The 25,883-nt window shown below is 73.0% G+C and carries 20 protein-coding genes; 10 read left to right on the forward strand and 10 right to left on the reverse strand.

From position 1 onward, the window contains the following. Positions 1-44: 44 nt before the first annotated feature. Positions 45-683: a M23 family metallopeptidase gene (locus HDA31_RS17060; RefSeq protein ID WP_178064433.1), complete on the reverse strand. Its 639-nt coding sequence runs from the start codon at positions 681-683 to the stop codon at positions 45-47. Between the two features lie 451 nt (positions 684-1,134). Between HDA31_RS17060 and HDA31_RS17065 the strand changes: the two genes are divergently transcribed. Continuing rightward, a complete protein-coding gene (locus HDA31_RS17065; RefSeq protein ID WP_246384670.1) occupies positions 1,135-2,841 on the forward strand; it encodes a family 43 glycosylhydrolase in 1,707 nt (568 codons plus the stop codon). Between the two features lie 46 nt (positions 2,842-2,887). On the opposite strand, the gene HDA31_RS17070 is transcribed toward HDA31_RS17065, so the two are convergent. From HDA31_RS17070 to HDA31_RS17085, 4 genes are all read right to left on the reverse strand, one after another. Beyond that, positions 2,888-3,877, reverse strand: coding sequence for a LacI family DNA-binding transcriptional regulator (locus tag HDA31_RS17070; protein ID WP_221486628.1), 990 nt, complete (start codon positions 3,875-3,877; stop codon positions 2,888-2,890). A 95-nt stretch (positions 3,878-3,972) separates the two neighbouring features. Further along, entirely contained in the window at positions 3,973-4,812 is an 840-nt protein-coding gene (locus HDA31_RS17075) for a carbohydrate ABC transporter permease (RefSeq protein ID WP_074478924.1), read from the reverse strand. After that, complete coding sequence (locus HDA31_RS17080) at positions 4,809-5,801, reverse strand: carbohydrate ABC transporter permease (RefSeq protein WP_178064431.1); 993 nt, start codon at positions 5,799-5,801, stop codon at positions 4,809-4,811. Before HDA31_RS17080 ends, HDA31_RS17075 begins: the two co-directional genes overlap by 4 nt. A 46-nt stretch (positions 5,802-5,847) precedes the next feature. After that, positions 5,848-7,143 (reverse strand): ABC transporter substrate-binding protein, encoded by a 1,296-nt coding sequence (locus tag HDA31_RS17085; protein WP_178064430.1) that lies wholly within the window; start codon positions 7,141-7,143, stop codon positions 5,848-5,850. A gap of 246 nt (positions 7,144-7,389) precedes the next feature. Here HDA31_RS17085 and HDA31_RS17090 point away from each other — a divergent pair, with 246 nt between their 5' ends. Together HDA31_RS17090 and HDA31_RS17095 are read left to right on the forward strand one after the other, a co-directional pair. Further along, positions 7,390-9,015 carry a glycoside hydrolase family 43 protein gene (locus HDA31_RS17090; protein ID WP_178064429.1) on the forward strand — a complete coding sequence of 542 codons (1,626 nt, stop codon included), beginning with the start codon at positions 7,390-7,392 and terminating at the stop codon, positions 9,013-9,015. A 7-nt stretch (positions 9,016-9,022) separates the two neighbouring features. Beyond that, on the forward strand, positions 9,023-9,661 hold the full coding sequence (locus HDA31_RS17095; protein WP_178064428.1) for a polysaccharide deacetylase family protein: 639 nt from the start codon (positions 9,023-9,025) through the stop codon (positions 9,659-9,661). Positions 9,662-9,682: 21 nt separating this feature from the next. Here HDA31_RS17095 and HDA31_RS17100 read toward each other — a convergent pair whose 3' ends face one another. Next, positions 9,683-10,678, reverse strand: a complete 996-nt coding sequence (locus HDA31_RS17100; RefSeq protein ID WP_246384580.1) for a zinc-binding alcohol dehydrogenase family protein — start codon at positions 10,676-10,678, stop codon at positions 9,683-9,685. 74 nt (positions 10,679-10,752) lie between these two features. Between HDA31_RS17100 and HDA31_RS17105 the strand changes: the two genes are divergently transcribed. Then, a complete protein-coding gene (locus HDA31_RS17105) occupies positions 10,753-11,127 on the forward strand; it encodes a winged helix-turn-helix transcriptional regulator (RefSeq protein WP_074478918.1) in 375 nt (124 codons plus the stop codon). 226 nt (positions 11,128-11,353) lie between these two features. Here HDA31_RS17105 and HDA31_RS17110 read toward each other — a convergent pair whose 3' ends face one another. Further along, positions 11,354-11,518 carry a non-reducing end alpha-L-arabinofuranosidase family hydrolase gene (locus tag HDA31_RS17110; protein ID WP_219825040.1) on the reverse strand — a complete coding sequence of 55 codons (165 nt, stop codon included), beginning with the start codon at positions 11,516-11,518 and terminating at the stop codon, positions 11,354-11,356. A gap of 376 nt (positions 11,519-11,894) precedes the next feature. Here HDA31_RS17110 and HDA31_RS17115 point away from each other — a divergent pair, with 376 nt between their 5' ends. Both HDA31_RS17115 and HDA31_RS17120 read left to right on the forward strand, forming a co-directional pair. Further along, complete coding sequence (locus tag HDA31_RS17115) at positions 11,895-12,947, forward strand: S1 family peptidase (protein WP_178064427.1); 1,053 nt, start codon at positions 11,895-11,897, stop codon at positions 12,945-12,947. 926 nt (positions 12,948-13,873) lie between these two features. Beyond that, positions 13,874-15,175 carry a hypothetical protein gene (locus HDA31_RS17120; RefSeq protein ID WP_178064426.1) on the forward strand — a complete coding sequence of 434 codons (1,302 nt, stop codon included), beginning with the start codon at positions 13,874-13,876 and terminating at the stop codon, positions 15,173-15,175. Positions 15,176-15,656: 481 nt separating this feature from the next. On the opposite strand, the gene HDA31_RS17125 is transcribed toward HDA31_RS17120, so the two are convergent. Next, complete coding sequence (locus HDA31_RS17125) at positions 15,657-16,706, reverse strand: ornithine cyclodeaminase family protein (RefSeq protein ID WP_246384579.1); 1,050 nt, start codon at positions 16,704-16,706, stop codon at positions 15,657-15,659. Between the two features lie 538 nt (positions 16,707-17,244). Here HDA31_RS17125 and HDA31_RS17130 point away from each other — a divergent pair. From HDA31_RS17130 to HDA31_RS17145, 4 genes are all read left to right on the forward strand, one after another. Next, on the forward strand, positions 17,245-18,636 hold the full coding sequence (locus HDA31_RS17130; protein ID WP_246384669.1) for a cellulase family glycosylhydrolase: 1,392 nt from the start codon (positions 17,245-17,247) through the stop codon (positions 18,634-18,636). Positions 18,637-18,973: 337 nt separating this feature from the next. Beyond that, entirely contained in the window at positions 18,974-20,362 is a 1,389-nt protein-coding gene (locus HDA31_RS17135) for a nucleotide sugar dehydrogenase (RefSeq protein ID WP_178064424.1), read from the forward strand. Position 20,363: 1 nt separating this feature from the next. Then, a complete protein-coding gene (locus tag HDA31_RS17140) occupies positions 20,364-21,740 on the forward strand; it encodes a glycosyltransferase family 2 protein (protein WP_178064423.1) in 1,377 nt (458 codons plus the stop codon). 112 nt (positions 21,741-21,852) lie between these two features. Further along, positions 21,853-23,385, forward strand: a complete 1,533-nt coding sequence (locus HDA31_RS17145) for a polysaccharide deacetylase family protein (protein WP_178064422.1) — start codon at positions 21,853-21,855, stop codon at positions 23,383-23,385. Between the two features lie 34 nt (positions 23,386-23,419). On the opposite strand, the gene HDA31_RS17150 is transcribed toward HDA31_RS17145, so the two are convergent. Continuing rightward, the gene (locus tag HDA31_RS17150; RefSeq protein WP_178064421.1) at positions 23,420-24,676 is read right to left on the reverse strand and encodes an MFS transporter; all 1,257 of its coding nucleotides are present in this window, start codon (positions 24,674-24,676) and stop codon (positions 23,420-23,422) included. Beyond that, positions 24,669-25,874 (reverse strand): cytochrome P450 family protein, encoded by a 1,206-nt coding sequence (locus HDA31_RS17155; RefSeq protein WP_178064420.1) that lies wholly within the window; start codon positions 25,872-25,874, stop codon positions 24,669-24,671. Before HDA31_RS17155 ends, HDA31_RS17150 begins: the two co-directional genes overlap by 8 nt. Between the last annotated feature and the right edge of the window lie 9 nt (positions 25,875-25,883).

A 25,883-nucleotide genomic window follows, 5' to 3' on the forward strand; every position in this document is an offset into this window, starting at 1 on the left:
TGTGGACGCGATCTGGACGACGAGTGGAGGGCGGGGCCGACCGGCTACGGCCGGCCGGCGGCGCAGTTGTTGCTCTTGCGGGTGACCGTGTACTCGGTGTCGTCGTGGGTGATGCCCGACGGCTCGCCGTCGAACCAGGTCTCGACCTTCTCCCAGCCCCGGCGCTGCTCGTAGTGCAGGTGCGGCGCGCCGGAGTTGCCGGTGCTGCCGACCCGCCCGATCTGCTCGCCCTGGGCGACCCGCTGGCCCTCGCGGACCAGCGGCGGTTCGAGCAGGTGCAGGTACTGCGTCTCCCACCGGCCACCGTGGTCGATCTTCACCCAGTATCCGCCGCCCCGCCCGCGCGGACCGTCCGGGTCGTCGGGGGTACGGCCGCCCAGCGACCCGTTGATCCCGGCCACGGTCACCGTGCCGGCGGACGAGGCGAGCACCGGCCGCCCCCACGCCTCGCCCCGCTTGGGGAACAGGTCGACGTCGTAGTCGTCGTGCCCGGGGTAGGTGCCGAGCTGCCACGTCTCGCCGCAGGCGACGGGGAGCTGGAACAGCGGGCGCGGGCCCGGTGGCCGCAGGAACCGCCAGGCGACCCCGGCGACGGCGAGGAGCGCGACGACCGCCCCGAGCGCGAGGACGACGAGGACGGCCCGGCGGCGCGGGCGGCGTCTGGTGGGGCGGCCGGTCGTCATCGTGCCGAGCATGGCAGACCTCGGCAACGCCGCCGGCCCCGGGTGGGCGGCCCCGCGCCGGGCCCACGCCGAGACATCGATCCCCGTCTTGTTCGTGTTAACGGTAACAAGTATCCTGCCTCTCAGGAGCGAAGGGCACGCTCCGCCGCCGTCACCGAGATCGCCGATCCGGGGCGGCAGAGCCGGAGCACCAGCCGGGAACGAGCACGCCCGGCGTCCCCGTGGACGCCAGGGCCCGCTCCGACCCGTGACGTCGCAGCCCCTACCAGGGCCGACCGCGCCGCCGTTCCCGGGCGGACGCCGGGCGGCCGCCCCTGCGCCCACCCACCCCCGGCAGGCACCCGTTCCAGGTGCGCTGCCCCCGTCTCGGGAGGTATCCGTGAAAACCCTGACCGGCACCAGACTCAGGCGCGGCGTCGCCTTCGTGGCGGCGCTGCTCTGCGTCTCGACGCTGTTCGCCGCTCCGGCGCGGGCGGACAATCCGATCGTGCAGACGATCTATACGGCGGATCCTGCGCCGTTGGTCTACAACGGTCGGATCTACCTCTATACCGGCCATGACGAGGATGGGTCGACGTATTTCACGATGAAGGACTGGCGGGTGTTCTCGTCGGCGGACATGGTGAACTGGACTGATCATGGTTCGCCGATGAGCCTGGCCACGTTCTCGTGGGCGGAGGCGGATGCGTGGGCGGGTCACGTCGTCGCCCGCAACAACAAGTTCTACTGGTATGTGCCGGTGAAGCAGCGTGGTGGTGGGATGGTGATCGGTGTCGGGGTGGCCGACAGTCCGACGGGGCCGTTCCGGGATGCGATCGGCCGTCCGTTGGTGGGTAACGGTGAGATCGATCCGAACGTGATGATCGACGATGATGGGCAGGCGTACCTGTACTGGGGTAACCCGAACCTGTGGTATGTGAAGTTGAACGCGGACATGGTCTCGTATTCGGGGAGTCCGACGAAGATTCCGTTGACCACGGCGGGGTTCGGGACGCGGACGGGTAACGCGAGTCGGCCGACCCTGTATGAGGAGGGGCCGTGGGTGTACAAGCGTAACGGCATGTACTACAACGTGTTCGCGGCGGAGTGTTGTTCGGAGTTCATCGGTTACTCGACGGCGCCGGGTCCGACGGGGCCGTGGACGTATCGGGGGACGGTGATGCCGCGGCAGGGTGGCAGCTTCACGAACCACCCGGGGGTGATCGACTTCAACGGGGGGTCGTATTTCTTCTATCACAATGGGGCGTTGCCGGGTGGGGGTGGTTACACCCGGTCGGTGGCGGTGGAGAAGTTCTCCTACCGTAGTGACGGGACGATCCCGAGCATGAACATGACCACGGCCGGGGCGCCGCAGATCGGGACGTTGAATCCGTATGTGCGGCAGGAGGCGGAGACGATCGCCTGGTCGGTGGGGGTGGAGACGGAGCCTGCCGGTGAGGGCGGGATGAACGTGGGTTTCCTCAACAACGGTGACTACATCAAGGTGAAGGGGGTGGCGTTCGGGTCGGGTGCGGCGTCGTTGAGCGCGCGGGTGGCGTCGGCGGGCAGTGGTGGCACGATCGAGGCGCGGTTGGGCAGCCCGACGGGTACCCGGGTCGGCGTGTGCACGGTGCCGGTCACGGGTGGGTGGCAGACGTGGCAGACGGTGTCCTGCCCGGTGACCGGCGCGACCGGCACCCAGGACCTGTACCTGCGGTTCGTCGGCGGCAGCGGCAACCTGTTCAACCTCAACTGGTGGCAGTTCGGCACCGGCGGCGACCCGACCCCCACGCCCACCACCCCGGCCCCCACGACCCCGGCACCGACCACGCCCGCTCCCACCACCCCGCCGCCCACCACCCCGCCGGCCGGGCAGGCGTGCGGCGTCACGTACACGCAGGTCGGCTCCTGGTCCGGCGGCTACGAGGGCAGGCTCACCATCACCAACACCGGCAGCGTCCCCATCAGCGGCTGGCGGGTGACCTTCTCGCTGCCCAGCGGGCAGTCGCTGTCCCAGGGCTGGAACGCGACCTTCGGCCAGCAGGGCAGCCAGGTCACCGTGACCAACGCGGCCTACAACGGGCAGTTGTCCGCCGGCGGCTCGACCACGGCCGGCTACATCGCCTCCAGCACCGGCAGCGCCCAGGCGCCCACCAACCTCGCCTGCGCGTCCTCCTGACCCCGCGACGGTGACCGGGGGTGGGCCGGACCAGGCCCACCCCCGGTCAGCGCGTACGGGACGGGGGCGCGGTGCTGTCGCGGACCACGAGCTCGGTGGCGAGCTCGATCCGTGGGCTCTCGATCCGCTCGCCCCGGGCGAGCCGCAGCACGGTACGCGCCGCCAGCATGCCCATCTCCACGAGCGGCTGCCGGATGGTGGTCAGCGGCGGAGAACACCACCGCACCTCGGGCAGGTCGTCGAAGCCCATCACGCTCACGTCGTCGGGCACCCGCAGGCCGCGCTTGCGGACCGCCTCGTAGACGCCGAGCGCCATCTGGTCGCTGGAGGCGAAGATCGCGGTGGGCGGGTCGGGCAACGCCAGCAGCTGCGTCCCGGCGGCGTAGCCGGACTCGTGATAGAAGTTGCCCGGCCGGATGAGGGCGTCGTCGACGGCGATCCCGGCGGCGTCGAGCGCCGCCCGGTAGCCGTCCAGCCGGGCCCGGCTGCACATCAGCTGCGGCGGCCCGGCGATGAAGCCGACGCGCCGGTGGCCCAGGCCGAGCAGGAACTGGTTGGCCTCCAGGCTGCCCGCCCAGTTGGTGGCGCCGATGGTGGGCGCCTCCTGCGGGGCCACACCGGCGGGGTCGACGATGACCACCGGCAGGTTGAGCCGGCGCAGCTCGGCCTGCAACGGTGGCGCCACCATCGAGGTCACGAAGATGACCCCCTCCGTGGACCGGCCACGCATGTTGTCGAGCCACTGCTTGGCCGCCGAGGTGCGCTGGTGGATGGCCGAGACGACGGTGCCCGCGCCGCTGCTGTGGGCGACGTCCTCCACCCCCCGGATGATCTCCACGGCCCAGGGGCTGTCCAGGTCGTTGAAGACCAGGTCGATCAGGGCGGAGCTGCTGCGCCGGCTGGGCAGCCGGCGACGGTAGCCGTGCCGGGTCAGCAGCTCCTCGACGCGCTCCCGGGTCTGGGGGGCGACGTCGGAGCGGCCGTTGATGACCCGGGAGACCGTGGGCACGGAAACGCCGGCCAGACGCGCGATCATCGCGATGGTGACGTTTCGGCTGCTGTCGGAACCCACGGTCCGCCCTTTCGTCTCACCTGGCTACGGTCGCAGAAGGCTATCGCAGCGGCCTCGGGTCACCCCTTCACGCTGCCCGAGAGACCACTGATGAGCTGGCGTTCGGCCACGGCGTAGAACCCGAGGGCCGGCACCATCGACAGCACGACGTACGCGAGCACCCGGGCGGTGTCGTCGGAGTACTGCCCCTGGAACGCCTGGACCCCGACGGGCAGGGTCCACCAGCTCTGGTCGGTGAACACCACCAGCGGGAGCATGAAGTTGTTCCAGCTGGTCACGAGGGCCAGCACGGAGACGGTGGCCAGCGCGGGGCGGGCCATCGGCAGCAGAATCCGCCAGAAGAAGCCGAACGCGCTGCACCCGTCGAGGATCGCCGCCTCCTCGACCTCGCCGGGGATGGTGCGGAAGAACTGCCGCAGGATGATGACGGTGATCGGCAGGCCGAAGGCGGCCTGGGGCAGGATCACCCCGAGGGGGTTGTCCAGCAGTTCCATGCTGCGCAGCAGCACGAACAGCGGCAGGATGGCCACCGCGAACGGGAACATCAGCCCCACGCCGAACAGGGTGAACAGCAGCTCCCGCCCCCGGAACGCGAAGCGCGCGAAGACGAACGCGGCCATCGCCGCCGCGGCGACCATGATGAACGTGCCGGTCACCGCGATGAGGACGCTGTTGCCCAGCTGCCGCCAGAACACCTCGGAGGTGAGGATGTCGGTGTAGTTGCTCGGCACCCACGGGTCGGGCAAGCCGAGGGGGTTGACGGACAGCTGGCCGTTGTCCTTGAACCCGCCGAGCACCCCGAACCAGACCGGCACGACGATGACCGCGCCGACGACGATGCAGACGAGGTGCAACACGAGGCGGCGGGCCCGCAGGGCGGGGTTCGCCGTGCTGGTCATCGGTTGTCTCCCTGGTTGGTGATCGCGCCCTCGGTGTCGCGGCGCAGCACGACGCGCTGGTAGATGAGGGCGAACACGAAGCTCAGCAGGAACATGATGATGCTGATCGCGCTGGCGTAGCCGACCTCGAAGCGGCGGAAGCCGTACTGGAACATCGTCACGGCCATGGTCTCGGAGGCGTGGATGGGGCCGCCGCCGGTGAGCACCCAGACCATGTCGAACAACTGGATGGTGCCGATGACCGACAGGAAGACGCTGATCCGGATCGTCGGCCCGAGCAGGGGCAGGGTGACGTGCCGGAAGGCCTGCCAGGGGCCGGCGCCGTCGGTGGTGGCGGCCTCGTTCAGCTCCTTGGGGATGCTCTGCCGGGCGGCCAGGAAGAGCATCATGTAGAGCCCGAAGTACTTCCAGGACACGATCATGAAGACGGCGAACAGCACGGTGTCCGGGTCGGCGAAGATCGTGCCGGCGTCGGAGCCCAGCCACCGGGCGATCGAGTCGCCCAGCCCGCGGTTCGGCGAGAACACCAGGTTGAACAGGACGGCCGTGGTGACCTCGGAGAGCACGTACGGGGCGAAGAAGATCAGCCGGTAGATGCTGCGGCCCCGCAGGGGCTGGTTGAGCAGCATGGCCAGGCCCAGCGCGACGGGCAGCTGGACGGTCAGCGACAGCACGATCAGCACGAGGCCGTGCCACAGGTCGCCGCGGAACGTCGGGTCGCCGAAGGCGCGGGTGTAGTTGTCCAGCCCGACGAAGTTCTGCGGCAGGTTGAAGCCGTTCCACTTGTAGAGGCTGGCGTAGCTGGCCACCACGATGGGGGCGATGACCAGCAGCAGGAACAGCACCAGGGCCGGGGTCAGGAAGATGGCGAGGACGCGGCGGCGGCCCGGCCGGGGCCGGGCGCCGCGCCGTCGCGCGGTGCCCGGCCCCGGCGGGTCGGTCGCCGGGCCGCCGCGCCTGGTCTCCGGCACGGTCGATGGCCTGGTCATACGTGTTCCACTCGATTCTCTCAGCGGGCCACGGGGCGGGGGACGGCTACTGGCTCTTCGCGACCGCGGTGATGTCCTTGAGGATCTGCGCGGACGTCTTGTTGCCGGCGATCAGCTCGGCGACGCTGTCGTTGACCTGCTGGCCGACGGCGGGCGGGTACGCCTGGTCGAGGTAGAGCTGGAAGCCGGTGGCGCTGGCCAGGGCCTGCGCGACGGTCTTGTTGTTGGGGTCGGCGATCGCGTCGGTCGCCTCCTTGACCGTCGGCAGCACCGCGCCGGTCTTGGCGGACTTGCGCTGGCTGTCGACGCTGAGCAGGGCCTTGAGGAAGTCGAGGGTCGCCGCGGGGGCGTCCTTGCCGACGGCGAAGCCGTTGCCGCCGCCGAACACCTCCGTGGCGGAGCCCTTGCCGCCGTCGACGGCCGGGAACGGGAAGAAGCCGAGCTTGTCGCCGATGCCCTTCTTGCTGGTGGAGCTGGACGCCTGCACGGACGGCGCCCACTGCCCCATCAGCTCCAGCGCGGCGCCGCCGTTGCCCATGGTGGCGGCCTGGCCGTCCGGGGAGCCGTACTCGGCGCCGAGGAAGCCCTTCTGGAACGGCTGGAGGTCGACCAGCTCCTTGAGCCGGTCGCCGGCCGCCACGAAGTCGGGGGTGTCGAAGTTCTTGTCCTTGGCGGCCTGCTGGAGCGCGCCGAGCCCACCGATGCGCATGGACAGGTACGCCCAGTAGAAGTGGGCCGGCCACTTCTCCTTGCCGGCCAGCGCGATCGGCACGACGCCGGCGGCCTTGAGCTTGCGGACCGTGTCGAGCAGCCCGGCCCAGGTGGTCGGCGGCTCGGTGATCTGGGCCTTGGCGAAGAGATCCTTGTTGTACCAGAAGCCGACCATGCCGATGTCGAACGGCACGCCGTAGATCTTGCCGTCGATGGTGTACGGCTCCAGGGACAGGGGCAGCAGGCTCCCGATCCACGGCTGCACGTCGTCGGTGATGTCCTTGACCAGGCCGGCCTCCGCCTGCTGGCGGAGCACGCCACCGCCCCACGACTGGAACAGGTCGGGCGGGGATCCGGCCTGGGTGGCGGTGGTCAGCTTGGCCTTGAACGCCTCGTTCTCCAGCGGCTGGATCTCGATCTTGACGTTCGGGTGCGCGGTCTTGTACTCCTCGGCCGCCGCCGCCCACACCGGCAGCATCGGCTCGGTGTTCTGGATGTGCCACCAGTCGATGGTCTGCGGGGCGTTCGGGTCGCCCGACTCGTCGTCGCCGCTACAGCCGCTGAGCAGGTAGGCGCCGGCGCCGGCGCCGACGAGGCCGAGCAGCGTTCTGCGGGAGAGGTGCGCTGACATGGTCCATCCCTTCGGGGACTCACGAGGTGCTCGGATGCTGATCGAGCCGGCAGGACTCGACGTTATCTTCGGAAGTTCCAATGCTTCGCCGGTATTACCGATCGATGGCGGGCACGCTACGACGTAGCGTATGTCCGGGTCAAGGGGTCTGTCCTAAGGCGACGTCAACGGCTACCGTGGTCGGCACCTACCGATAATCCGGGCCGAGCGTCCGGAAGTTCCGAAAGCCGCACCAGAGGAGCCGACGTGTCGACCGAGACCGCTGACGTGGCGACCGCTGCCCGGTCGATCCGCAACCCCGTCCTTCCCGGGTTCCACCCGGACCCGTCGATCCTGCGGGTCGGCGACGACTACTACCTGGCCACCTCCACCTTCGAGTGGTTCCCGGGCGTCCGCGTGCACCACTCCCGCGACCTCGTGCACTGGCGTCCGCTCGGCGGGATCGTCACCGAGCGCCGCCTGCTCGACCTGCGCGGCTGCGGCGACTCCAACGGGGTGTGGGCGCCCGACCTGACCTGGCACGACGGGCAGTTCCACCTCGTCTACAGCGACGTGGCCAGCTTCGCCAGCGGCTACTGGGACCCGCAGAACTACCTGATCACCGCCCCCGACATCGCCGGTCCCTGGTCGGATCCGGTGCAGCTACACGGCCGCGGCTTCGACGCGTCGCTGTTCCACGACGAGGACGGCACCACCTGGATGCTGAGCATGCGCGCGGACTGGCGACCCGGGCGCGACCGCTTCGCCGGCATCGAGATCCAGCGCTACGACCGCGCCGAGCGCCGCCTCGTCGGCCGCCCCCAACTGCTGTTCACCGGCACGTCGGTCGGGCTGACCGAGGGCCCGCACATCTACCGCCACGACGGGTGGTACTGGCTGGTCACCGCCGAGGGGGGCACCAGCTGGGAGCACCAGGTCACCGTGGCCCGCTCCCGCGAGCTGCTGGGGCCGTACGAGGTGGACCCGGCGGGACCGCTGCTGACCTCGGTGGGCCGGCCCGACCTGCCGTTGCAGAAGGCCGGGCACGGCAGCCTGGTGCGCACCCCGCACGGCGACTGGTACCTGGCGCACCTCGTCGGCCGCCCCTACACCCCGCTGGGCAACTGCGTGCTGGGGCGGGAGACCGCCATCCAGCGGGTCGAGTGGCCCGCCGGCGGCTGGCCGAGCGTCCCCGGCGGCGTCCCGGCGGACGAGGTGGCCGGGCCGGGCCTGCCCCTGCACCCGTGGCCGGAGGAGCCCGCCACCGACCACTTCGACACCGGCGAGCTGGGCGCGTCCTGGTCGACGCTGCGCCGGCCCGCCACCGACGACTGGGTGGACCTGCGCAGCCGCCCCTCCCACCTGCGCATCCACGGTGGGCAGTCACCGGTGGGCAAGCAGCGGCCGAGCCTGGTCGCGCGCCGCGTCGGCGCCACGCACTGCTCGCTGGAGACCGTCGTCGAGTTCGACCCGGTCGACCACTACCACCTCGCCGGGGTCACCGCCTACTACAACACCCTCAACTGGCACCACCTCTACCTGACCCGGGCCGACGACGGCCGGCGGGTGCTGGAGCTGCTCAGCTCCGACAGCGGGCGGCGCACCGCGTACCCCGAACTCACCGTCGACGCGCCCGGCACCGGCCCGGTCGGCCTGCGGGCCGAGTTCGACGGGCCCGTCGTGCGCTTCTGGTACGACCTCGGCGCGGGGTGGCGGCGGGTCCCGGTGGAGCTGGACGCGACGATCCTGTCCGACGAGCACGCCGCGCTGATCATCGACGGCGAGCCGGCGGCGTGGGGCTTCACCGGCGCCCTGCTCGGGCTGTGGGTGCAGGACCTCGGCGGCGACGGCGCCCACGCGGACTTCGACCTGGCCACCTACCGGGAACACTGACGGTCCGATGCGACCCGTCCCCGCGCCCCGCCCCGGGGTGAGCGCCGACATCGTCGACACCACCCGTGGCGGGGGGCGGGTCCTCGGCCTCACCTTCGACGACGGGCCGAACCCCGCCGCCACGCCGCGCCTGCTCGACGTGCTGCGCAGGCACGGCATCGCGGCCGTGTTCTGCCTGTGGGGCGAGCAGGTCGACGCCCACCCCGAGGTGGCACGCGAGATCGTGGCCGCCGGGCACACGCTGGGCAACCACAGCATGCGCCACGAGGACATGAGCTCCTGGCCGCCGGAGCGGATCGAGGCGGACCTGCGGGAGGCCGACGCCGCCATCCGTCGTGCGGTGCCGGGGGCGCGGATCCCGTACTTCCGCGCCCCCTACGGCGCCTGGGGCCGCAGCCCCGCGGTGGCCGCCGCCCTGGGCATGCGGCCGCTCGGCTGGCGGCTGGCCGTCGGCGACTGGGACCCGCCGGGCGTCGACGAGCTGGTGCGCCGCCTGCGCGACGGGATCACCCCGGGGGCCGTGGTGCTGCTGCACGACGGCGGGGGCGACCGCGGTCAGACCGTCGACGCGGTCGAGCGCGTCGTGCCCGTGCTGGCGGCGCAGGGCTGGCGGTTCGCCCTGCCCCGGCGGCCGGACTGGCCCTGACGCCGCTCCGGCGGGCGGTCCTCAGAACCCGGCGAGGACGATCTTGCCGATCGTCGCGCCGCTCTCGACGGCGGCGTGCGCCCGGCGCAGGTTGGCGGCGTCGATGCCGTCGATCCGCGTGGTCATCGTGGTACGCAGGACCCCCTCGTCCACCAGCTCGGCGACCCGCCGCAGGATGTGGTGCTGCGCGAGGCTGGTCGGGTCGTGCAGGGGCCGGGTGAACATCAGCTCCCAGTGCCAGGCGATGCTCTTGGCCTTGAGGGGCAGCAGGTCCAGGCCCGGCGGCTCGTCGATGGCGACCACGGCCCCGAACGGGCGCACGATCCGGGCGAAGATCCCGACCATCCCGGCGGAGAACGGGCTGAAGACGTGGTCCACGCCGCCGGGCAGCGCCTCGGCCAGGTCCTCGTGATGGTTGACGACCCGGTGCGCCCCCTGGTCGAGGACGAACCGCCGGGACTCCGGGCGCGACGCCGTCCCGACGACCTCGAGGTCGGTCAGGTGCCGGGCGAGCTGCACGAGGATGGCGCCCACGCCGCCGGCCGCGCCCAGGACCAGCAGGGTGCCGGTGCTGGTGGCGGTCAGCCGGAGCCGGTCGAAGAGGGACTCCCACGCGGTGAGCGCCGTCAGCGGCAGCGCCGCGGCCTCGGCGAAGTCGAGCGAGGCCGGCTTCGGCCCGACGATGCGCTCGTCGACCAGGTGCAGCTCGGAGTTCGTGCCGGGCCGGGCCAGCGAGCCCGCGTACCAGACCTCGTCGCCGGGGGCGAAGAGGGTGACCGCCGGGCCGACCCGCTCCACCACGCCGGCCGCGTCGTAGCCGAGGATCCTCGGCTCGTCGCCCGGGGCGCTGCCGGCGCGGACCTTGACGTCGGCCGGGTTGACGGAGACGGCCTCGACCCGGACCAGGAGGTCGTGGTCACCGGGGGTCGGGACGGGAAGCGTCAGGTCGAGCAGCGACGACGGATCGGAGCTGGGCAGGTTCCTGCGGTAACCGACCGCACGCATCAGTTCAGCCATGCCCGGGACGCTATTTCGACGGCCCTGGTTACCGTCAACGGTCATTGGTATCCGAAGGGAACTACGATGGCCGGGTGCTCACGACCGCCTGCGGCCGGGCCCACGACGTCTACGACGCGTCCTGCCCATGCCGGCACATCCTGGACCTGCTGGCCAACAAGTGGAGCGCGCTGGCGCTCGGGGCGCTGGAGGACGGGCCCCGGCGCTTCGGCGAACTCCGCGCCCGCCTCGACGGGATCAGCCCGAAGGTGCTCACCGCCACCCTGCGCCGGCTGGAGGAACACGGCCTCGTCGACCGCACGGTGTATCCGGCGGTGCCGCTGCACGTCGAATACTCCCTGACCGCCCTCGGGTGGGACGCGTGCGAGCCGCTGGCCCGGCTGCGCCGCTGGGTGGTGGCGAACATCGAGCGGTTCCCGGCGCGGACGGGCGCGCCGGACGGTCGGTAGTCCCGGCCGGTGCCGGTCGGCCCGCGCGACCGCCGCGGCACCGTCTGCCGGGCGGCCCGGAGCACACCACGGGGCCGGTGCGGAGCTCGCCCCCTCCGCACCGGCCCCACCGGCTCGGCCGGCCGACGCCTGCGCGCCCGCCTGTGACCGGTGCCCTGCCGGTGGTGATCCCGACGCCGGCCGTGGTCCGACCGCCGCCGGAGCGTCGACCCGCCGACGAACGCCGTCAGCAGGTGGAGTTGGTCTGGGTGATCAGGCCCAGCCGCCAGGGCAGGTTGTTGTACTCGCCCCCCGCGTTCGGGTCCAGCCCCTGATAGAGGAAGCGCAGGTTGCAGGGGCTGATCGGCAGGGTCTGGTCGTTGCCGCTGCGGATCAGCCCTTCGCCCCTCAAGCGGAGGCTATCTTGTGACCGCTCACATTCACAAGGCATCGATTCAGAGCAATCTCACGGGGGCGCGGACGCCACTTTTTCCGACCGTCCCGCAATCCGGTCACGGGGCAACTAAACCCGTCGCCGGGAATGCGCGGACCACAGCCGGACGGCCTGGGGAAACTCGCTAAACCGGCACCAACCATCGGAGTTGCCGCGCGTCGGACTGTCGGGACCCAAGGTGTGAGATACGGCCGAGCCAGGCCAACCGTCACTCTTGCCATGATTGTTAAACCTATGAATACTTCGACGCCTCCGATCGGGTGGGCCTCACCAGTCGATCGGCCGCCCGGGGCGGCCCGAAAGGCTGCCCGTGCTCAGCTCCAGGAGGTACCACATGCGACTCTCCGGGTCCCCGCTGCACCGCGCCACTGCCGCGTCGGTGGCCGGCGCGCTGGTCGTCGGCGCGCTGGCCGGCGCTCCCGCCCAGGCCGCACCCGCGACGCCCGCCTCCCCGGACACGGTCACCGCGCTCGCCGCCGCGCTCGGCGACCGCTCCGGCGGGGCGTACGCCCGCGCCGACGGCACCATGGTCGTCACCGTGACCGACGACGCCGCCGCCCGCAAGGTCCGCGCGGCCGGCGCCACCCCGAAGCTCGTCACCCGCGGCGCGGGCGAACTCGCCCGCGCCACCGCCGCCCTCGACAGCTCCGCGCGGATCCCCGGCACCGCGTGGTGGACCGACCCGGCGACCAACCAGGTCGTCGTCTCCGTCGACAGCACCGTGACCGGCGCGAAGCTCCAGCGCGTCGAGGCCGTCGCCCACCGCCTGGGCGGCAGCGTCCGCATCGAGCGGGAAGCCGGGACGCTCAGCATCCGGGCCGCCGGCGGCGACGCCATCTGGGCCGAGGGCGGCGGCCGCTGCTCGCTCGGCTTCAACGTCCGCAGCGGCGACTCCTACTACTTCCTCACCGCCGGGCACTGCACCGACATCGCCGCCAACTGGTACGCCGACTCCGGGCAGAGCAGCCTGCTCGGCTCCGGCGGCACGGGCAGCTTCCCCGGCGACGACTACGGCATCGTCACACACAGCAGCGCGGCGGCCGCCGACGGCAGCGTCTCCCGCTACGACGGCACCACCCAGGACATCACCGAGGCCGCCGACGCCTTCGTCGGGCAGAGCGTGGAGCGCTCCGGCAGCACCACCGGCCTGCACGGCGGCACGGTCGAGGCGGTCGACGCCACGGTGAACTACGTCGAGGGCTCCGTCACCGGGCTGATCCGCACCACCGTCTGCGCCGAGCCGGGCGACAGCGGCGGCGCGCTGTTCAGCGGAAGCACCGCCCTGGGCCTCACCTCGGGCGGCAACGGCAACTGCTCCTCCGGCGGCACCACCTACTTCCAACCGGTGACCGAGGCGCTCGGCGTCTACGGGGTGGAGATCGTCTGACCAACTGACCGACCGACTGGGCGGGGCGGGACGCCAGGCTGCTGCGGCGTCCCGCCCCGCCGTCGCGCGCCCGCCGTCACGCACGCACCGTCACGCGCCCGCCGTCACGCGCCCGCCGTCACGCGCGCGGCGGCTCGCCGGGTGGGCGCACGCCTCCACCGCGCCGAATTTCCTGGTGAACGCCTTTCCACCGCCTGTCGCGGCGCTTTTCGACCCGGCACACGAAGGGCGACGGCGGCCCGCGCGATTCGCCCCGGCACGCGTGCGCGCCGGCCCCGGTGAACCGCCGGCGGTGACGGTTCGGCGACAACGCCGCGTCGCGAGGACCAGCCCGTCCGGCCACGACTGACGGTGACGTGGGAATGGGGCGCGGGAGTCGAATCGCCCACGACGGGAGCACGGCCTTTCCCGCGCCGGCCGTGGGACGGCCCACCACCGACAACAGCGCCGGTGGGCGCGGCGACGGACGCGATCCGCAGGCCGTGGGAAAGCAGTTCCCGCGCCGTCCGGCCGACCCGCCCCGGCCGAGAACCGCCTTACGCCGCAACAGGATCCGGGACCGCGCGGGCGCCGGCGGCCGCTCGGCGGGCGGTGACTCCACATCGGCCGAGTGCGCCCTTTCCGTTGAATGAGGCGGATTTCGACGCATTGCTAGGAACGAACGCTTAGCCCTCCGGGCGGCCGTTATCCGCGAAGGCACCGAATCACCCTGGGCCGAACGGCGGAAATTGTCCACCGCTGATCCGGTTGTAACCTTGTTGCAATATCCGTGTGGTCAAGTCGATCACATGACGATACCCGTTCCGGGAAAAGCGATTCGGAGTGCGGGCCGGGCACTCCTATTGACGTCCGGGCTGATTGCACTGGCCCTTCCTCTGACAGCCGCACCTGTCGACGCCCAGGGCCCGGCCGCCACCACCATCGTGATGCCCGAGTGCGCGTGGGCGTCGAAATACGGGGTTACGGGGCTGAATGCCTACTGGCCCGACAGCGCCGCCACCTACTGGTCGACCGTCTACCCGGTGACGGAGGATCTGGAGATCACCATCTCCGGGGTCTTCCCGGACGCCCGCTACGCGTCCTTCACCGTCTACGACGACAAGCCCACCTGGTTCAGTCGTAACGGCGCCAGCTCCAGCCTGCCCGACCACCTCATCGCCCCGGACCCGGGCAGCGCCAACCCGTGGCAGGGCGTCAGGAGGCCCGGCGGCCGGTTCACCATCACGCTCAGCCCGGACGTGGCCCAGGGGCAACCCAACCGGCTGCCGCTGTCCCGGGAGGACGCCCTGCCCGGGGCGAAGGCCTCGGTGATCTACCGGGTCTACCTGCCCAGCGACGGCGACTCGACGGTGGTCCTGCCGACCGTGACCCTGACCCAGGGCGGGGTGTCCAAGACGCTGCCCACCTGCCCGCCCGCCCCGCCGCCGACCCCGTCCCCGACCGCGCCGCCGCCCTCTCCGACGGCCAGCCCGCCGCCGTCCCCCACCACCTCGCCGCTCCCCACCACCACGCCACCCGCCACCCCGTCCGCCGCGCCGCCCGCCGCCCCGGCGGAGGACGGGCCGGCCGGCCGGCCGGTCGAGGACGGCCCCGCGGGCCTCGGTGACGCGGACCGCCCCAGCCCTCCCCCGATAACCGGCGACAAGCTGTTCACCCGCACCTCCGAGGTGGAGAACCTCGCGCCGAACCCGGACAACGCCTACCTCGGCACCTGGCTCGTCCCGCCGGGGCCGGACCACGTCGTCGTGATCCGCGGCCGGGCGCCAGAGGCGGTCTCCGGGAACCGACCGGTCTCCTGGCCCCGCCGGCGCGCCGAGGTCCGCTACTGGTCGATGTGCACCAACCTGGGCGGCCAGTACAAGCCCGTCGTGATCAACCGGTTCGACGACGGGTCGACGAGCTACGGCTGCCGCTACAACGACGAGACCCGGATCGACCGACACGGGAACTACGCCTTCGTCCTCGGCACGGAGGGGCAGCGGGCGGCCATCGAGGAGGTCAGGAACACCACCTTCGTGCCCTTCTCCGTCTCGTACCCGACGGTCCCGCACATGGTCCTGCTCCGCCACCTGCTGCCGGTGGAGGACTTCCCGTACGCCGTGCAGAACGTGCCGATGAACAGCTCGGCGGAGACCGCCGCGTCGATCATGGGGGCGTACTACCCGCTGGTGACGATCTGCTCGTTGGCCACGCTCACCACCGAGGGGCCCCACGGCTGCTCGGCCTGAGCTCCCCCGGCGCACCGCGCCACGATCGGGGCGACGACCGGGCTGCGGCCCGGCAGCCCGCCGCCCGGCCCGCAGGTCCCGCGGGCCGGGCGGACGCCCGAAGCGGCGGGGACGACGCCGGCTGCCACCACAGCAGCCGGCGTCGTCCCCGCGTAGGCGTCAGTTCACAGTTGTCCCGCGTCCCCGCGTAGGCGTCAGTTCACAGTTGTCGCCGCGTCCCCGCGTAGGCGTCAGTTCACAGTTGTCGCCGCGTCCCCGCCGCGGGCGTCGGCCCAGCGGCGTTCGGCGCAGCCGCCGTCCGGCCGCCCGCAGCCGGAGCGGCCACCGGCGGCGACCCCGCGACCGGGGCGGGCAGTGGAGTGTGGGACCGGCCCGCCGACGCGCCCGACCGGGGCGACCAGATGCGCGAGCGCAGCCACCCTCGACCGCCTCGGGCGGGCAGGGTGACGGGGTGGCGGGTGCCGCCGGGACGGCCCGGCCGTCAGCGCACCGACCGCGCCACGGTGCCGACGGCGTACGGGTTCAGCACGTCGGTCGGCTCGTCGGAGAAGTCGACCTCGGTGCCCACCCCGAGCTGCGCGGCCAGCTCGACGAAGAGGTCCAGCGCGACGTGGTCCTCGAGCGCGATGCCGGTCGAGTCGAAGACCGTCTGCCCGTACCGGGCATCGGCCACGAGGCCCGGGTCGGCGCAGATCTCGCTGAGCGAGGGGCCGAGGCGCCCCGGATCGAGGACCTGGCTCTCACCCTCCCGCGCCGCCTGCTCGGGATGGTCGGGGCAGACCAGCGCCCGGTCCACCAGCGTCCGGGGCAGCTCGACCTTGCCGATGATGTCGGAGCCGACCGCGTTGACGTGCAGGTGCTCCCGCAGCGCGGCGTCCGGGAAGACGGGACCGGCGCCGATGCCCACCGACGTCGCCGTCACCAGGATGTCGGCCGACCTCGCCACCTCGTCGGGGCTCGCCGCCGTCACCGCGAGCCCGGTGAAGCCGGCCCGGCGGCCGAAGGAGGCCAGGTGGGCGGGGTCGACATCCCAGGCCAGCACCCGGTCGACCGGGAAGACGAGGCTCAGGGCGTGCAGTTGGGCGACCGCCTGGGCGCCGCAGCCGATCAGCCCGACCGTCCGGCTGTCGGGGTGGGCCAGCGCCCGGCTGGCCAGCGCCGACGCGGCACCGGTGCGCAGGGCGGTGAGCGCGGCGCCGTCGGCCACCACCGTCGTACGCCCGGTCCGGTCGTCGAAGCGGGCCACGCAGGCGGTGATCGTCGGCAGGCCGTGGTCGTCGACGTTCGACGGGCTGTACGAGACGACCTTGATGGTGGTGCTCTCGTTCCGTTCGCGGTGCGGCATCCACTCGATCACCCCCGGGGCGGGCCCCTCCCGCTCGAACGCCCCCCGGGCGGGCGACAGCTCGGCCACACCCTTGTGCACCTCGACGAATTTGTCGCCGAGACGCGAGACCAGTTCCGTCAACAATGCGTCGACGCCGACCTCTTCCATTATCCGGCCGATGTGCCGCTGGGTCAGAATGAGCATCTCGCTGAAACCCTGTCTGTAGAGCCGTTGCCGCGATCCCGGAAGTTCTTTCTGCACGAAAGACACGATCGGCCGCATTCGGTCGGAAAGAGCCACCGACAGATCAATAGAATTCAATCGACATCCATCGGCACGCGACAACATCGAATAGTAGTTGCCGCAACGGCGGACGGCAATGGCCGAAGCAACCGCGAAACCCGGTTGGCGCCACCGCACTCCGATTCACATCGTTTTCACATCCAATATTCACGCCGTTCCCACCCCCGGGCCGCAAGCACAACCGGAGCGAATCACGAAACATCAACGTGAGTCACTCTCTTTCACCACTCGCGGCGCGGCGGCGACGCGACCCGCGGGGAGCGCGTCCGGCCGAGGACCCGAGCCGGGGCGGGGCGGGCCGAGGGGCGCGGGGCAGGGGCGGGACGTCGATGCATCGACAGACCTCGTTGCCACAACACTTAACTTTCCTTATAGTGCGAGGACTCAGGCCACCTTCCCCTTCCCGGAGGCACCCGTGCGACTTCGCGGCAGAACGCTCCTGGCCGCCGGCCTCCTCGCGGCCCTCACGCTGGCCCCGCTCGCCCTGACCGGCACCGCCGGCGCGGCGGCGACGCCGACCGCGAGCTTCACCAAGGTGAACGACTGGGGCTCCGGGTGGGAGGGCAGCTACCGGATCACCAACTCCGGCAGCACCACGATCAGCTCCTGGCGGCTGGAGTTCGACCTGCCCGCCGGCACCACCATCGGCTCGTACTGGGACGCGCTGCTGACCAGCAGCGGCCAGCACCACGCCTTCGCCAACCGGTCCTGGAACGGCACGGTCGCCCCGGGCGCCTCGGTGACCTTCGGCTTCGTCGCCACCGGCACCGGCGGCCCGACCGGCTGCACCCTCAACGGCCAGCCCTGCTCAGGCGGCGGCACCCCGACGACCGCCCCGCCGCCCACCACCACTCCCCCCGCCACCACCGCGCCGCCCACGACGCCTCCGCCCGCCGCCGTCACCCCGGTCGCCGCCAACGGCCAGCTCCGCGTCTGCGGCCGCCAGCTCTGCAACCGCGACGGCCGCGCGATCCAGTTGCGCGGCATGAGCACGCACGGCATCCAGTGGTACGCGAACTGCGCCACCCCGGCCTCGCTGGACGTGCTCGCCCGCGAGTGGAACGCCGACGTGCTGCGCATCTCGATGTACGTCCAGGAGGACGGGTACGAGACCGACCCGCGCCGCTTCACCGACCTGGTGCACCACTACATCGAGCTGGCCACCGCCCGGGGCATGTACGCCATCGTCGACTGGCACATGCTCAGCCCCGGCGACCCGAACGTCAACCTGACCCGGGCGCGCACCTTCTTCGCCGAGATCGCCGAGCGGCACAAGGACAAGGTCAACGTGCTCTACGAGATCGCCAACGAGCCCAACGGCGTGCCGTGGAGCGCCATCAAGAGCTACGCCGACCAGGTCGTCCCGGTCATCCGCAGCCGCGACCCGGAGGCCGTGGTGCTGGTCGGCACCCCCGACTGGTCGTCCCTCGGCGTCTCCGGCAGCGGCGGCGGGGTGGACACGATCGCGGCGAACCCGGTCGCCGGCGGCAACCTCATGTACGTCTTCCACTTCTACGCCGCCTCGCACGGCGACGCGTACTACGACACCTTCGCCCGGGCCGCCGACCGGCTCCCGCTGTTCGTCACCGAGTTCGGCACCCAGGACTACTCCGGCGACGGCCCGAACGACTTCGCCATGGCCCAGCGCTACCTCGACCTGATGGCCAGCAAGAAGATCAGCTGGACGAACTGGAACTTCTCCGACGACTTCCGCTCCGGCGCGGTCTTCACCACCGGCACCTGCGGCAGCGGCCAGTTCGGCGGCACGACCCGCCTCAAGCCGGCCGGCGCCTGGATCCGCGACCGTATCCGCACCCCCGACACCTTCTGACGCCCCCACCCACCGCGCCCAGCTCCCCACCCCGCTCGCCCCGCCCCGCCCGGGTGGGCGTGTGGGAGGTGGTTACTGCTAGTGATTTTTCTTACCTGGTCGGGGGTGGTGGGGGCGGTGGGGGCGGGGAGAGGTGGGGGGCTGGTGTGGTTGTCGGGGGCGGCGGAATGTGGGTCGGGGAGGGTCTCTGGGGGGTTCTGAGCGGGGAAGACTGACCGATCGGACAGGTCTCGGTCGCAGATTTCGGCGGGCGGTCGGCTGTTCGTGGGAGCGCCTTCGGGGCCGCGGGCTCGGCACTCTTGGATCGTTCCCGTTCACCGTGCGTAAGGGACCCGCCATGTCGCAGCTCCTGCCCGCCGCCGACCGGTCCCGCCCGCCGGCCGTCGCCCCGGCCGTCGTGCCCCACCCGGCCGCCCCGCCGTCGCCCGCCGCCGATCCGGCCGTCGTCGTCGCTCCGGTCGCCCCCGGGGCCCGCACCGCCGTGGTCGGCCTCGGCTACGTCGGCCTGCCCACCAGCCTGGCCCTCGTCGGCAGCGGCGCGCGGGTGATCGGCGTCGACATCGACCCGGCCCGGCTCGACGACATCCGCGCCGACCGGGCCGACCTGCTCGACGTCGACCGCGAGCGGCTCCGGGAGACGATGCGGGCCGCCGACCCCGCCCTGCGGCTCACCACCTCGATCGCCGAGATCGCCGACGCCGACACGGTGCTGATCTGCGTCCCCACGCCGGTGGACCGCCACCTCGACCCGGACCTCACCGCGCTGCGGGCGGCCTGCGCCGCGGTGGTGGCCCACGCCCGCCCCGGTCAGACCATCGTGCTCACCTCGACCAGCTACGTCGGCACCACCCGCGACCTGCTGGTCGAACCGCTGGCCGCCCGGGGCCTGCGGGTCGGGCGGGAGGTGTGGGTGGCCTTCGCCCCGGAACGGGTCGACCCCGGCAACGACGGGCACCGCCAGGAGCTGACCCCCCGGGTCGTCGGTGGGGTCACCCCCGACTGCACGGCGCGGGCCGCCACGGCGCTGGCCCGGATCACCCCCCGGGTGCACCGGCTCGGCTCGCCCGAGGCCGCCGAGATGACCAAGCTGTTGGAGAACACCTTCCGGGCCGTCAACATCGCCCTGGCCAACGAGTTCGCCGACCTCTGCCGGGACCTGCACCTGGACGTCACCGAGGTGATCGACGGGGCGGCCACCAAGCCGTACGGGTTCATGGCCTTCCAGCCCGGCCCGGGGGTGGGCGGGCACTGCATCCCCTGCGACCCGCACTACCTGCTGTGGCAGCTGCGCGGGCAGCGCCGCGAGGCGCCGCTGATCGAGACCGCGATGCGGGGCATCTCCGCCCGTCCCCGCCGCGTCGTCGAGCGGGTCCGCGACCTGCTCGCCGGCGCCGGTCGTACGCTGCTCGGGGCCCGCGTCCTGCTGGTCGGGGTGACCTACAAGCCCGGCGTCGCGGACGTCCGCGAGTCGCCGGCGCTGGAGATCATCGGCGAGCTGGTCCGGGCCGGCGCGGACGTCGGCTTCGTCGACGACCTCGTCGCGTCGGTCCGCACGGCCGACGGCGCGACCCTGCGCCGGCTGACCGACCACACCGAGCGGGAGTGGGACCTGGTCGTCGTGCACACCGCCCAGGCCGACCTGGACGAGGCGTGGCTGGCCACCCAGCCGATGGTCCTCGACGCCACCTACCGGATGACCGGGCTGCCGCGCCGCGAGGTCGTCTGAGATGCCCGCGCTCCAACCGGTCCGGCGCGGCCTGCGCCGGCTGCTCGTCGCGCTCTGCCTGCTCCCGCTGATCGCCCTGCTGGCCCGGCAGCTGCCCCAGCTGCCGTACGCGCCGCTGGCGGCGTACTACGGGTTCGCCGTGCTCACCGCCACCGTCGCCGTGTTCTACCTGGCCTACGCCCGCTACGAGGACCCCAGCGAGGCCCCGGCGCACCCCCGGCACGCGGCCACGTTCCCGCCGCTGCCGCCGGCCCCCCGGGTGAGCCTGCTCGTGGCGGTCAAGGACGAGGTCGACGGGATCGAGGCGTGCGTGCGGTCGATGACCGGCAGCGACCACCGGCCGTTGCAGGTGATCGTCGTCGACGACGGCTCCACCGACGGCACCGCCGAGGTGCTGGACCGGCTCGCCGCCGAGCTGCCGGTCACCGTGCTGCACCTGCCCCGCAACGTCGGCAAGAAGCGGGCCCTGGTGCACGGGGCCCGGCACGCCGACGGCGACGTGCTCGCCTTCACCGACTCCGACTGCGTCCTGGCCCCGGACGCGCTGCGCCGCTGCGTCGAGGCCCTGCTGCGGCAGCCGGACCTGGGCGCGGTCAGCGGGCACGCCCGCGCGCTCAACCCCGACGAGTCGCTGCTCACCCGGGTGCAGGACGTCTGGTACGAGGGCCAGTTCCGGGTGGCCAAGGCCGCCGAGGCGTCGTTCGGGGCGGTCACCTGCGTCTCCGGCCCGCTGGCCGTGTTCCGGCGGGCAGCCGTGATCAACTACCTGCCGGCCTGGGCGGCGGACCGGTTCCTCGGCGGCGAGTTCCGCTTCGCCACCGACCGGCAGCTCACCGGCTACGTCCTCGGGCAGCGCTGGATCGGCGTACGCCTCAAGCGGCGCTTCGCCGACTCGCCGTTCGTCCGCGACGAGGACCACCCGCCCCGGGCCTGGCGGGTCGGGTACGTCCGCTCGGCGCGGGTGTGGACGACGGTGCCGGCGCGGCCGCGCCCGTTCCTGCGCCAGCAGACCCGTTGGAAGAAGAGCTATGTGCGCAACCTCTTCTTCACCGGCACGTTCATGTGGCGGCGCGGGCCCGGCCCGGCGGCGCTCTACTACGGGCACGCGCTGTGGGTGGCGGTCGCCCCGGCGATGGCCTTCGCCCACCTGGTGTGGGCCCCGCTGCACGGCTGGTGGGCGGTGCCGCTGCTCTACCTGTGCGGGGTGCTGCTCAAGGGCACCTTCTGGGGGCTGGCCTACCGGCTGGACAACCCGGGCGACCCGCGCTGGGCGTACCGGCCGCTGATGAGCGTGCTCTCCGCCACGGTGCTGTCCTGGCTGCTGCCCTACTCGGTGGGCACGATCCGGCGCGGCGTCTGGTCGCGGAGCGCGGTGTGAACGCGGGCCGGCGGCTGCTCGCCGGGCTGGCCCGGGTGGCGCTCACCCTCGCCGGTGCCGTGGTGCTGGTCGCGCTCTACGTCGTGGTGTTCACCCGTGGGGAGGTGCTGCGGTGACGCGCTGGTGGCCCCGCCCGCTGGGGGCGCTGCTCTCGCTGGTCACCCTGCTGGTGGTGGCGACGCCGTTCGGGGTCTCCTGGTACCTGGCCGACCTGCGGCGGCACGTCGGCGCGCAGCGGGACACCGCGGTGACCCGGCTCGACCCGGCCGACCTGCGCCGGTTCACGGAGCTGGCCGGCCGGCTGCCGCAGCGGGCCGCGCCGGTGGTGGTGGCCTACCACGACGTCCGGCCGCACGGCGACGACCCGGCCGCGACCGAGCCGGGCGGCCGGGAGCACTACGTGGTCAGCCCGGAGGAGTTCGACGCGCAGCTCACCGCCCTGCGCGCGGCCGGCTACCGGTCGATCTCCACGGCGCAGTACGTCGACTACCTGCGCGGCGGCGCGGTGCCGGAACGCTCGGTCTACCTGACCTTCGACGACGGCACCCGGGGCCTGTGGGCGTACGCCGACCGGATCCTCGCCCGGCACGACATGGTGGCCGCCTCCTACCTGATCACCGGCCAGGTGGGCGAGCACCGGCCGTACTACCTGAGCTGGGCGGAGATCGCCCGGATGGCGCGCTCCGGCCGGTGGGACTTCCAGGCGCACACCCACGACCTGCACACCCGGGTGCAGACCGGGCCGGGCACGCAGGGCTCGCCGCTGACCCACCGGCGGTGGGACCCGGCCACGGGGGCGCAGGAGAGCCTGGCCGCCTACCGGCAGCGGCTCACCGCCGACCTCGACGCGATGTTCGCCGCGTTCGCCGCCCACGACCTGCCCCGGCCGCAGTTGTTCGCGTACCCGTTCTCCGAGGTCGGCGACGCCGTGACCGACCCGGCGGCGGCCGGGTTCAGCCGCGAGCTGGTGGCCGGGCGGTTCGCCGCCGCGCTGACCAACAAGTCGCGGGGGCCCGAGCCGAGCAGCCGCCGGTCCGCAGCCGGTGGCCAGGTCGAGCGGGCCGAGGTGTACGCCACGACGAGCGCCGCCGAGCTGGTCAGCGCGGTCGTCGAGCGCACGGCGGTGCCCGCCCGGGTCAGCGCCCCGTTCACGAACCCGTGGGACTGGCGCGACCAGCAGGGCGAGCCGATGACGGACCTGTCGTCGTTGACCGCCGGCCGGTTCACCGCCGCCAGCCCGCGCCGCGCCTACGGCACGCTGCTCGCCTACGCCAGCGCGGACTGGACCGACTACACGGTCGACGCCACGCCGCGTGGGCTGCGGGCCGACGGCGGCACGGTCACCCTGACGGTCCGGGTGGACAGCGACGACCCGGTGTCGGTGCGCGTCGCGCACGGCCGGGTGGCGCTGCTGCGCGGCGACCGGGTGGTCGCCGAGGCCGCCCTGGCCCCGGCCGCCACCCACCGGGTGACGGTGACGGTGCGCGACGGCGAGACCGTCGCCCGGGTCGACGGCGGCCCCGCCCTGCGGGTGCCGACGCCGGCCGGGCCGCGGTCCACCGGCGGGCTCGCGGTGGCCGTCGACGACGCGGCGGACCGCCCCCACCCGTCGGTCGCCGCCCTCGACGTGCGCGCCGCGGGCTGACGGCCGCGCCGGCCGGGCCGGGCGCGGGGACGCCTCAGCCGTCGCGCAGCACCCGGCGGGACAGGCCGAAACCGAAGGCGGCCCCCAACGTCGCGGCCGTGGCCAGGAACAGCACCGGGCTGCCGTACGCGTCCACGACCAGCCCCGCCGCCGCGCCGGAGAGCGGGAACAGGCCCAGCGCGGCGAGGAGGATGGCGCTCATCACCCGGCCGAGCAGGTGGGGGGCGGTGTGCTGCTGGACGACGGTGATCACCAGGACGTTGGTCACGGTGCTGGCGACCCCGGCCACGGCCAGCGCGACGAGGGCCCCGACGTACCCGGTGAACGGCACGAGGGCCACCGCCACGGCCAGCACCAGGCCGGCGAGCATGGCGGTGACGCCGCGCCGCCGGATCCCGGTCAGCCCGGCGGTGAAGAACCCGCCGGCCAGCGAGCCGCCGGTGAACGCGGCCAGCAGGCCGCCGAAGCCCTCGGCCCCGGCGGCCAGGTCGGCGCTGGCCAGCGAGGGCAGGCCCACCCGGACCATCCCGCCGACGGTCAGGTTGGCCGCGGCGGTCACCACCAGCACGGTACGCAGCAGCGGCGACCCGCGCAGCAGCTGCCAGAACGTCAGCCGTGGCGGCGGCGGCGCGCCGGCGGCGGGCGGGGCGGCGGCCGGCGCGGCCCGCCGGTGGTGCGCCCCGATCACGGCGAGGCAGGCCGCCGACACCGCGAAGGTCAGCGCGTCCACGCCGAACGCGACGCCCGGCGAGAGCAGCACGACGACGAGCCCGGCCACCCCGGGCCCGACCAGCCCGGCGGCGAAGCCGGCGGCGCTGTGCAGCGCGTTGCCGGCCTGCAACTGCTCGGCCGGCAGCAGCCGGGGCGTGATGGCGTAGGCGGCCGGCTGGAACAGGCCGGCCCCCAGGCCGGCGACGGCGACCAGCGCCCCGATCAGGACGAGGCCCGGGTCGCCGGCGACGGCGGCCACCGCGATCGGGACCGTGGCCGCCAGCCGGAGCAGGTCGGAGGCCAGCATCACCTGCCACGGGCCGACCCGGTCGGCGAGGATCCCGCCCAGCGGGGTGGTCGCCAGCCGGCACAGGCCGTAGCCGGCGACCAGCAGCCCGAGCTCCCGCGCGCCCCCGCCGACCTGGTAGACGAGGAAGGGCAGCGCGACGGCGTGGAAGGCGTCGCCGAAGACCGACACCGACTCGGCGACGAAGAGCAGCCGGTAGTCGCGGGAGCGCAGCGGCGCCAGGCTCAGCCGCAGCCGACGCCGGGGGGTCCGGGTGGCGGTGGGGTCAGCCACGCGGGGCCACCGGCAGCGACTCCAGCCCGCGCAGCATGATCGTGTTGCGCCAGCGCAGGTCCGCCTCGACGCCGGCCAGGGCCAGCGCCGGGAAGCGGTCCAGCAGCCCGGCCAGCGCCACCTCGCCCTCCAGCTTGCCGAGGAACGCGCCGAGGCAGCGGTGCGTCCCGTGGCCGAAGGCGAGGTGCCCGGCGTCGCCCCGGTCGAGCAGCAGCCGGTCGGCGTCGGGGAACCGGTCGGGGTCGCGGTTCGCCCCGCCGAGGGACACCAGCACCAGCTCACCGGCGGGGATCTCCACCCCGTCGACGTCCACCGGCGCGGTGGTGAACCGCAGGGTGGCCATGCTCACCGGCGACTCGTACCGGAGGAACTCGTCGACCGCGGCGGGCAGCGCGGCCCGGTTGCGCCGCAGCCAGGCGTGCTGGTCGGGATTTCGCAGCAGCGCCAGGGTGGCCGTGCCGAGCAGGTTGACGGTCGTCTCATGGCCCCCGATGAGCAGCAGGAACACCATGCCCACGATCTCGTCGTCGGTGAGCTGCCCCTGGTCGCGGGCCGCGAGCAGGACGGTCAGCAGGTCGTCGCGCGGGTCGGTGCGCCGCCGCCGCAGCACGACGGCGATGTGCGCGGTCAGCTCCCGCAGGGCCCGGCCGAACGCCTCCGGGTCGTCGCCGTGGGTCAGGATCGCCGTCGACCAGCTCCGGTAGGCGGCCCGCTCCTCGGGCGGGAAGCCGATCAGCTCGCAGATGACCAGCATGGGCAGCGGGAACGCGAAGTCCGCCACGAGGTCGACGGTGTCGCGGTCGGCGACCTCGTCGAGCAGGGCGGTGGTGATCCGCTGCACCAGCGGCCGCATCGCCGCCACCCGGCGGGCGGTGAAGAACCCGTGGATCAGCCGGCGCAGCCGGGTGTGGTCGGGCGGGTCGCTGTTGAGCATGTGGACCATGTCGCCGCCGAGCGTCACCCCCGCCACCCGGCGGTCGGCCAGCTCCTGCGCGCGGCGGGCGTCCTGACCGAACCTCGGGTCGGCCAGCGCCGCGCGCACGTCGCGGTAGCGGGCGACGACCCACATGGGCAGCCCCTCGTCGCTGTGCAGGATCGACACCGGGCCGTTGGCCCGGATCCGGGCCAGCGTCGGGTAGGGGTCGACGACGAACGGGGCCTGTGGCGGCGGCGTCGGCCCGTCCTCGGCGGCGGTCATGGGTCTCCT

This window comes from Micromonospora carbonacea, assembly GCF_014205165.1.
Taxonomy (GTDB): domain Bacteria; phylum Actinomycetota; class Actinomycetes; order Mycobacteriales; family Micromonosporaceae; genus Micromonospora; species Micromonospora carbonacea.

Excerpts from the sequence above, each read along its gene's own strand:
- HDA31_RS17060 (WP_178064433.1), bottom strand. The coding sequence starts at position 683 with ATGACGACCGGCCGCCCCACCAGACGCCGCCCGCGCCGCCGGGCCGTC.
- HDA31_RS17070 (WP_221486628.1), bottom strand. The coding sequence starts at position 3,877 with ATGATCGCGCGTCTGGCCGGCGTTTCCGTGCCCACGGTCTCCCGGGTC.
- HDA31_RS17075 (WP_074478924.1), bottom strand. The coding sequence starts at position 4,812 with ATGACCAGCACGGCGAACCCCGCCCTGCGGGCCCGCCGCCTCGTGTTG.
- HDA31_RS17080 (WP_178064431.1), bottom strand. The coding sequence starts at position 5,801 with ATGACCAGGCCATCGACCGTGCCGGAGACCAGGCGCGGCGGCCCGGCG.
- HDA31_RS17085 (WP_178064430.1), bottom strand. The coding sequence starts at position 7,143 with ATGTCAGCGCACCTCTCCCGCAGAACGCTGCTCGGCCTCGTCGGCGCC.
- HDA31_RS17095 (WP_178064428.1), top strand. The coding sequence starts at position 9,023 with ATGCGACCCGTCCCCGCGCCCCGCCCCGGGGTGAGCGCCGACATCGTC.
- HDA31_RS17100 (WP_246384580.1), bottom strand. The coding sequence starts at position 10,678 with ATGGCTGAACTGATGCGTGCGGTCGGTTACCGCAGGAACCTGCCCAGC.
- HDA31_RS17115 (WP_178064427.1), top strand. The coding sequence starts at position 11,895 with ATGCGACTCTCCGGGTCCCCGCTGCACCGCGCCACTGCCGCGTCGGTG.
- HDA31_RS17120 (WP_178064426.1), top strand. The coding sequence starts at position 13,874 with ATGCCCGAGTGCGCGTGGGCGTCGAAATACGGGGTTACGGGGCTGAAT.
- HDA31_RS17125 (WP_246384579.1), bottom strand. The coding sequence starts at position 16,706 with ATGCTCATTCTGACCCAGCGGCACATCGGCCGGATAATGGAAGAGGTC.
- HDA31_RS17135 (WP_178064424.1), top strand. The coding sequence starts at position 18,974 with ATGTCGCAGCTCCTGCCCGCCGCCGACCGGTCCCGCCCGCCGGCCGTC.
- HDA31_RS17140 (WP_178064423.1), top strand. The coding sequence starts at position 20,364 with ATGCCCGCGCTCCAACCGGTCCGGCGCGGCCTGCGCCGGCTGCTCGTC.
- HDA31_RS17155 (WP_178064420.1), bottom strand. The coding sequence starts at position 25,874 with ATGACCGCCGCCGAGGACGGGCCGACGCCGCCGCCACAGGCCCCGTTC.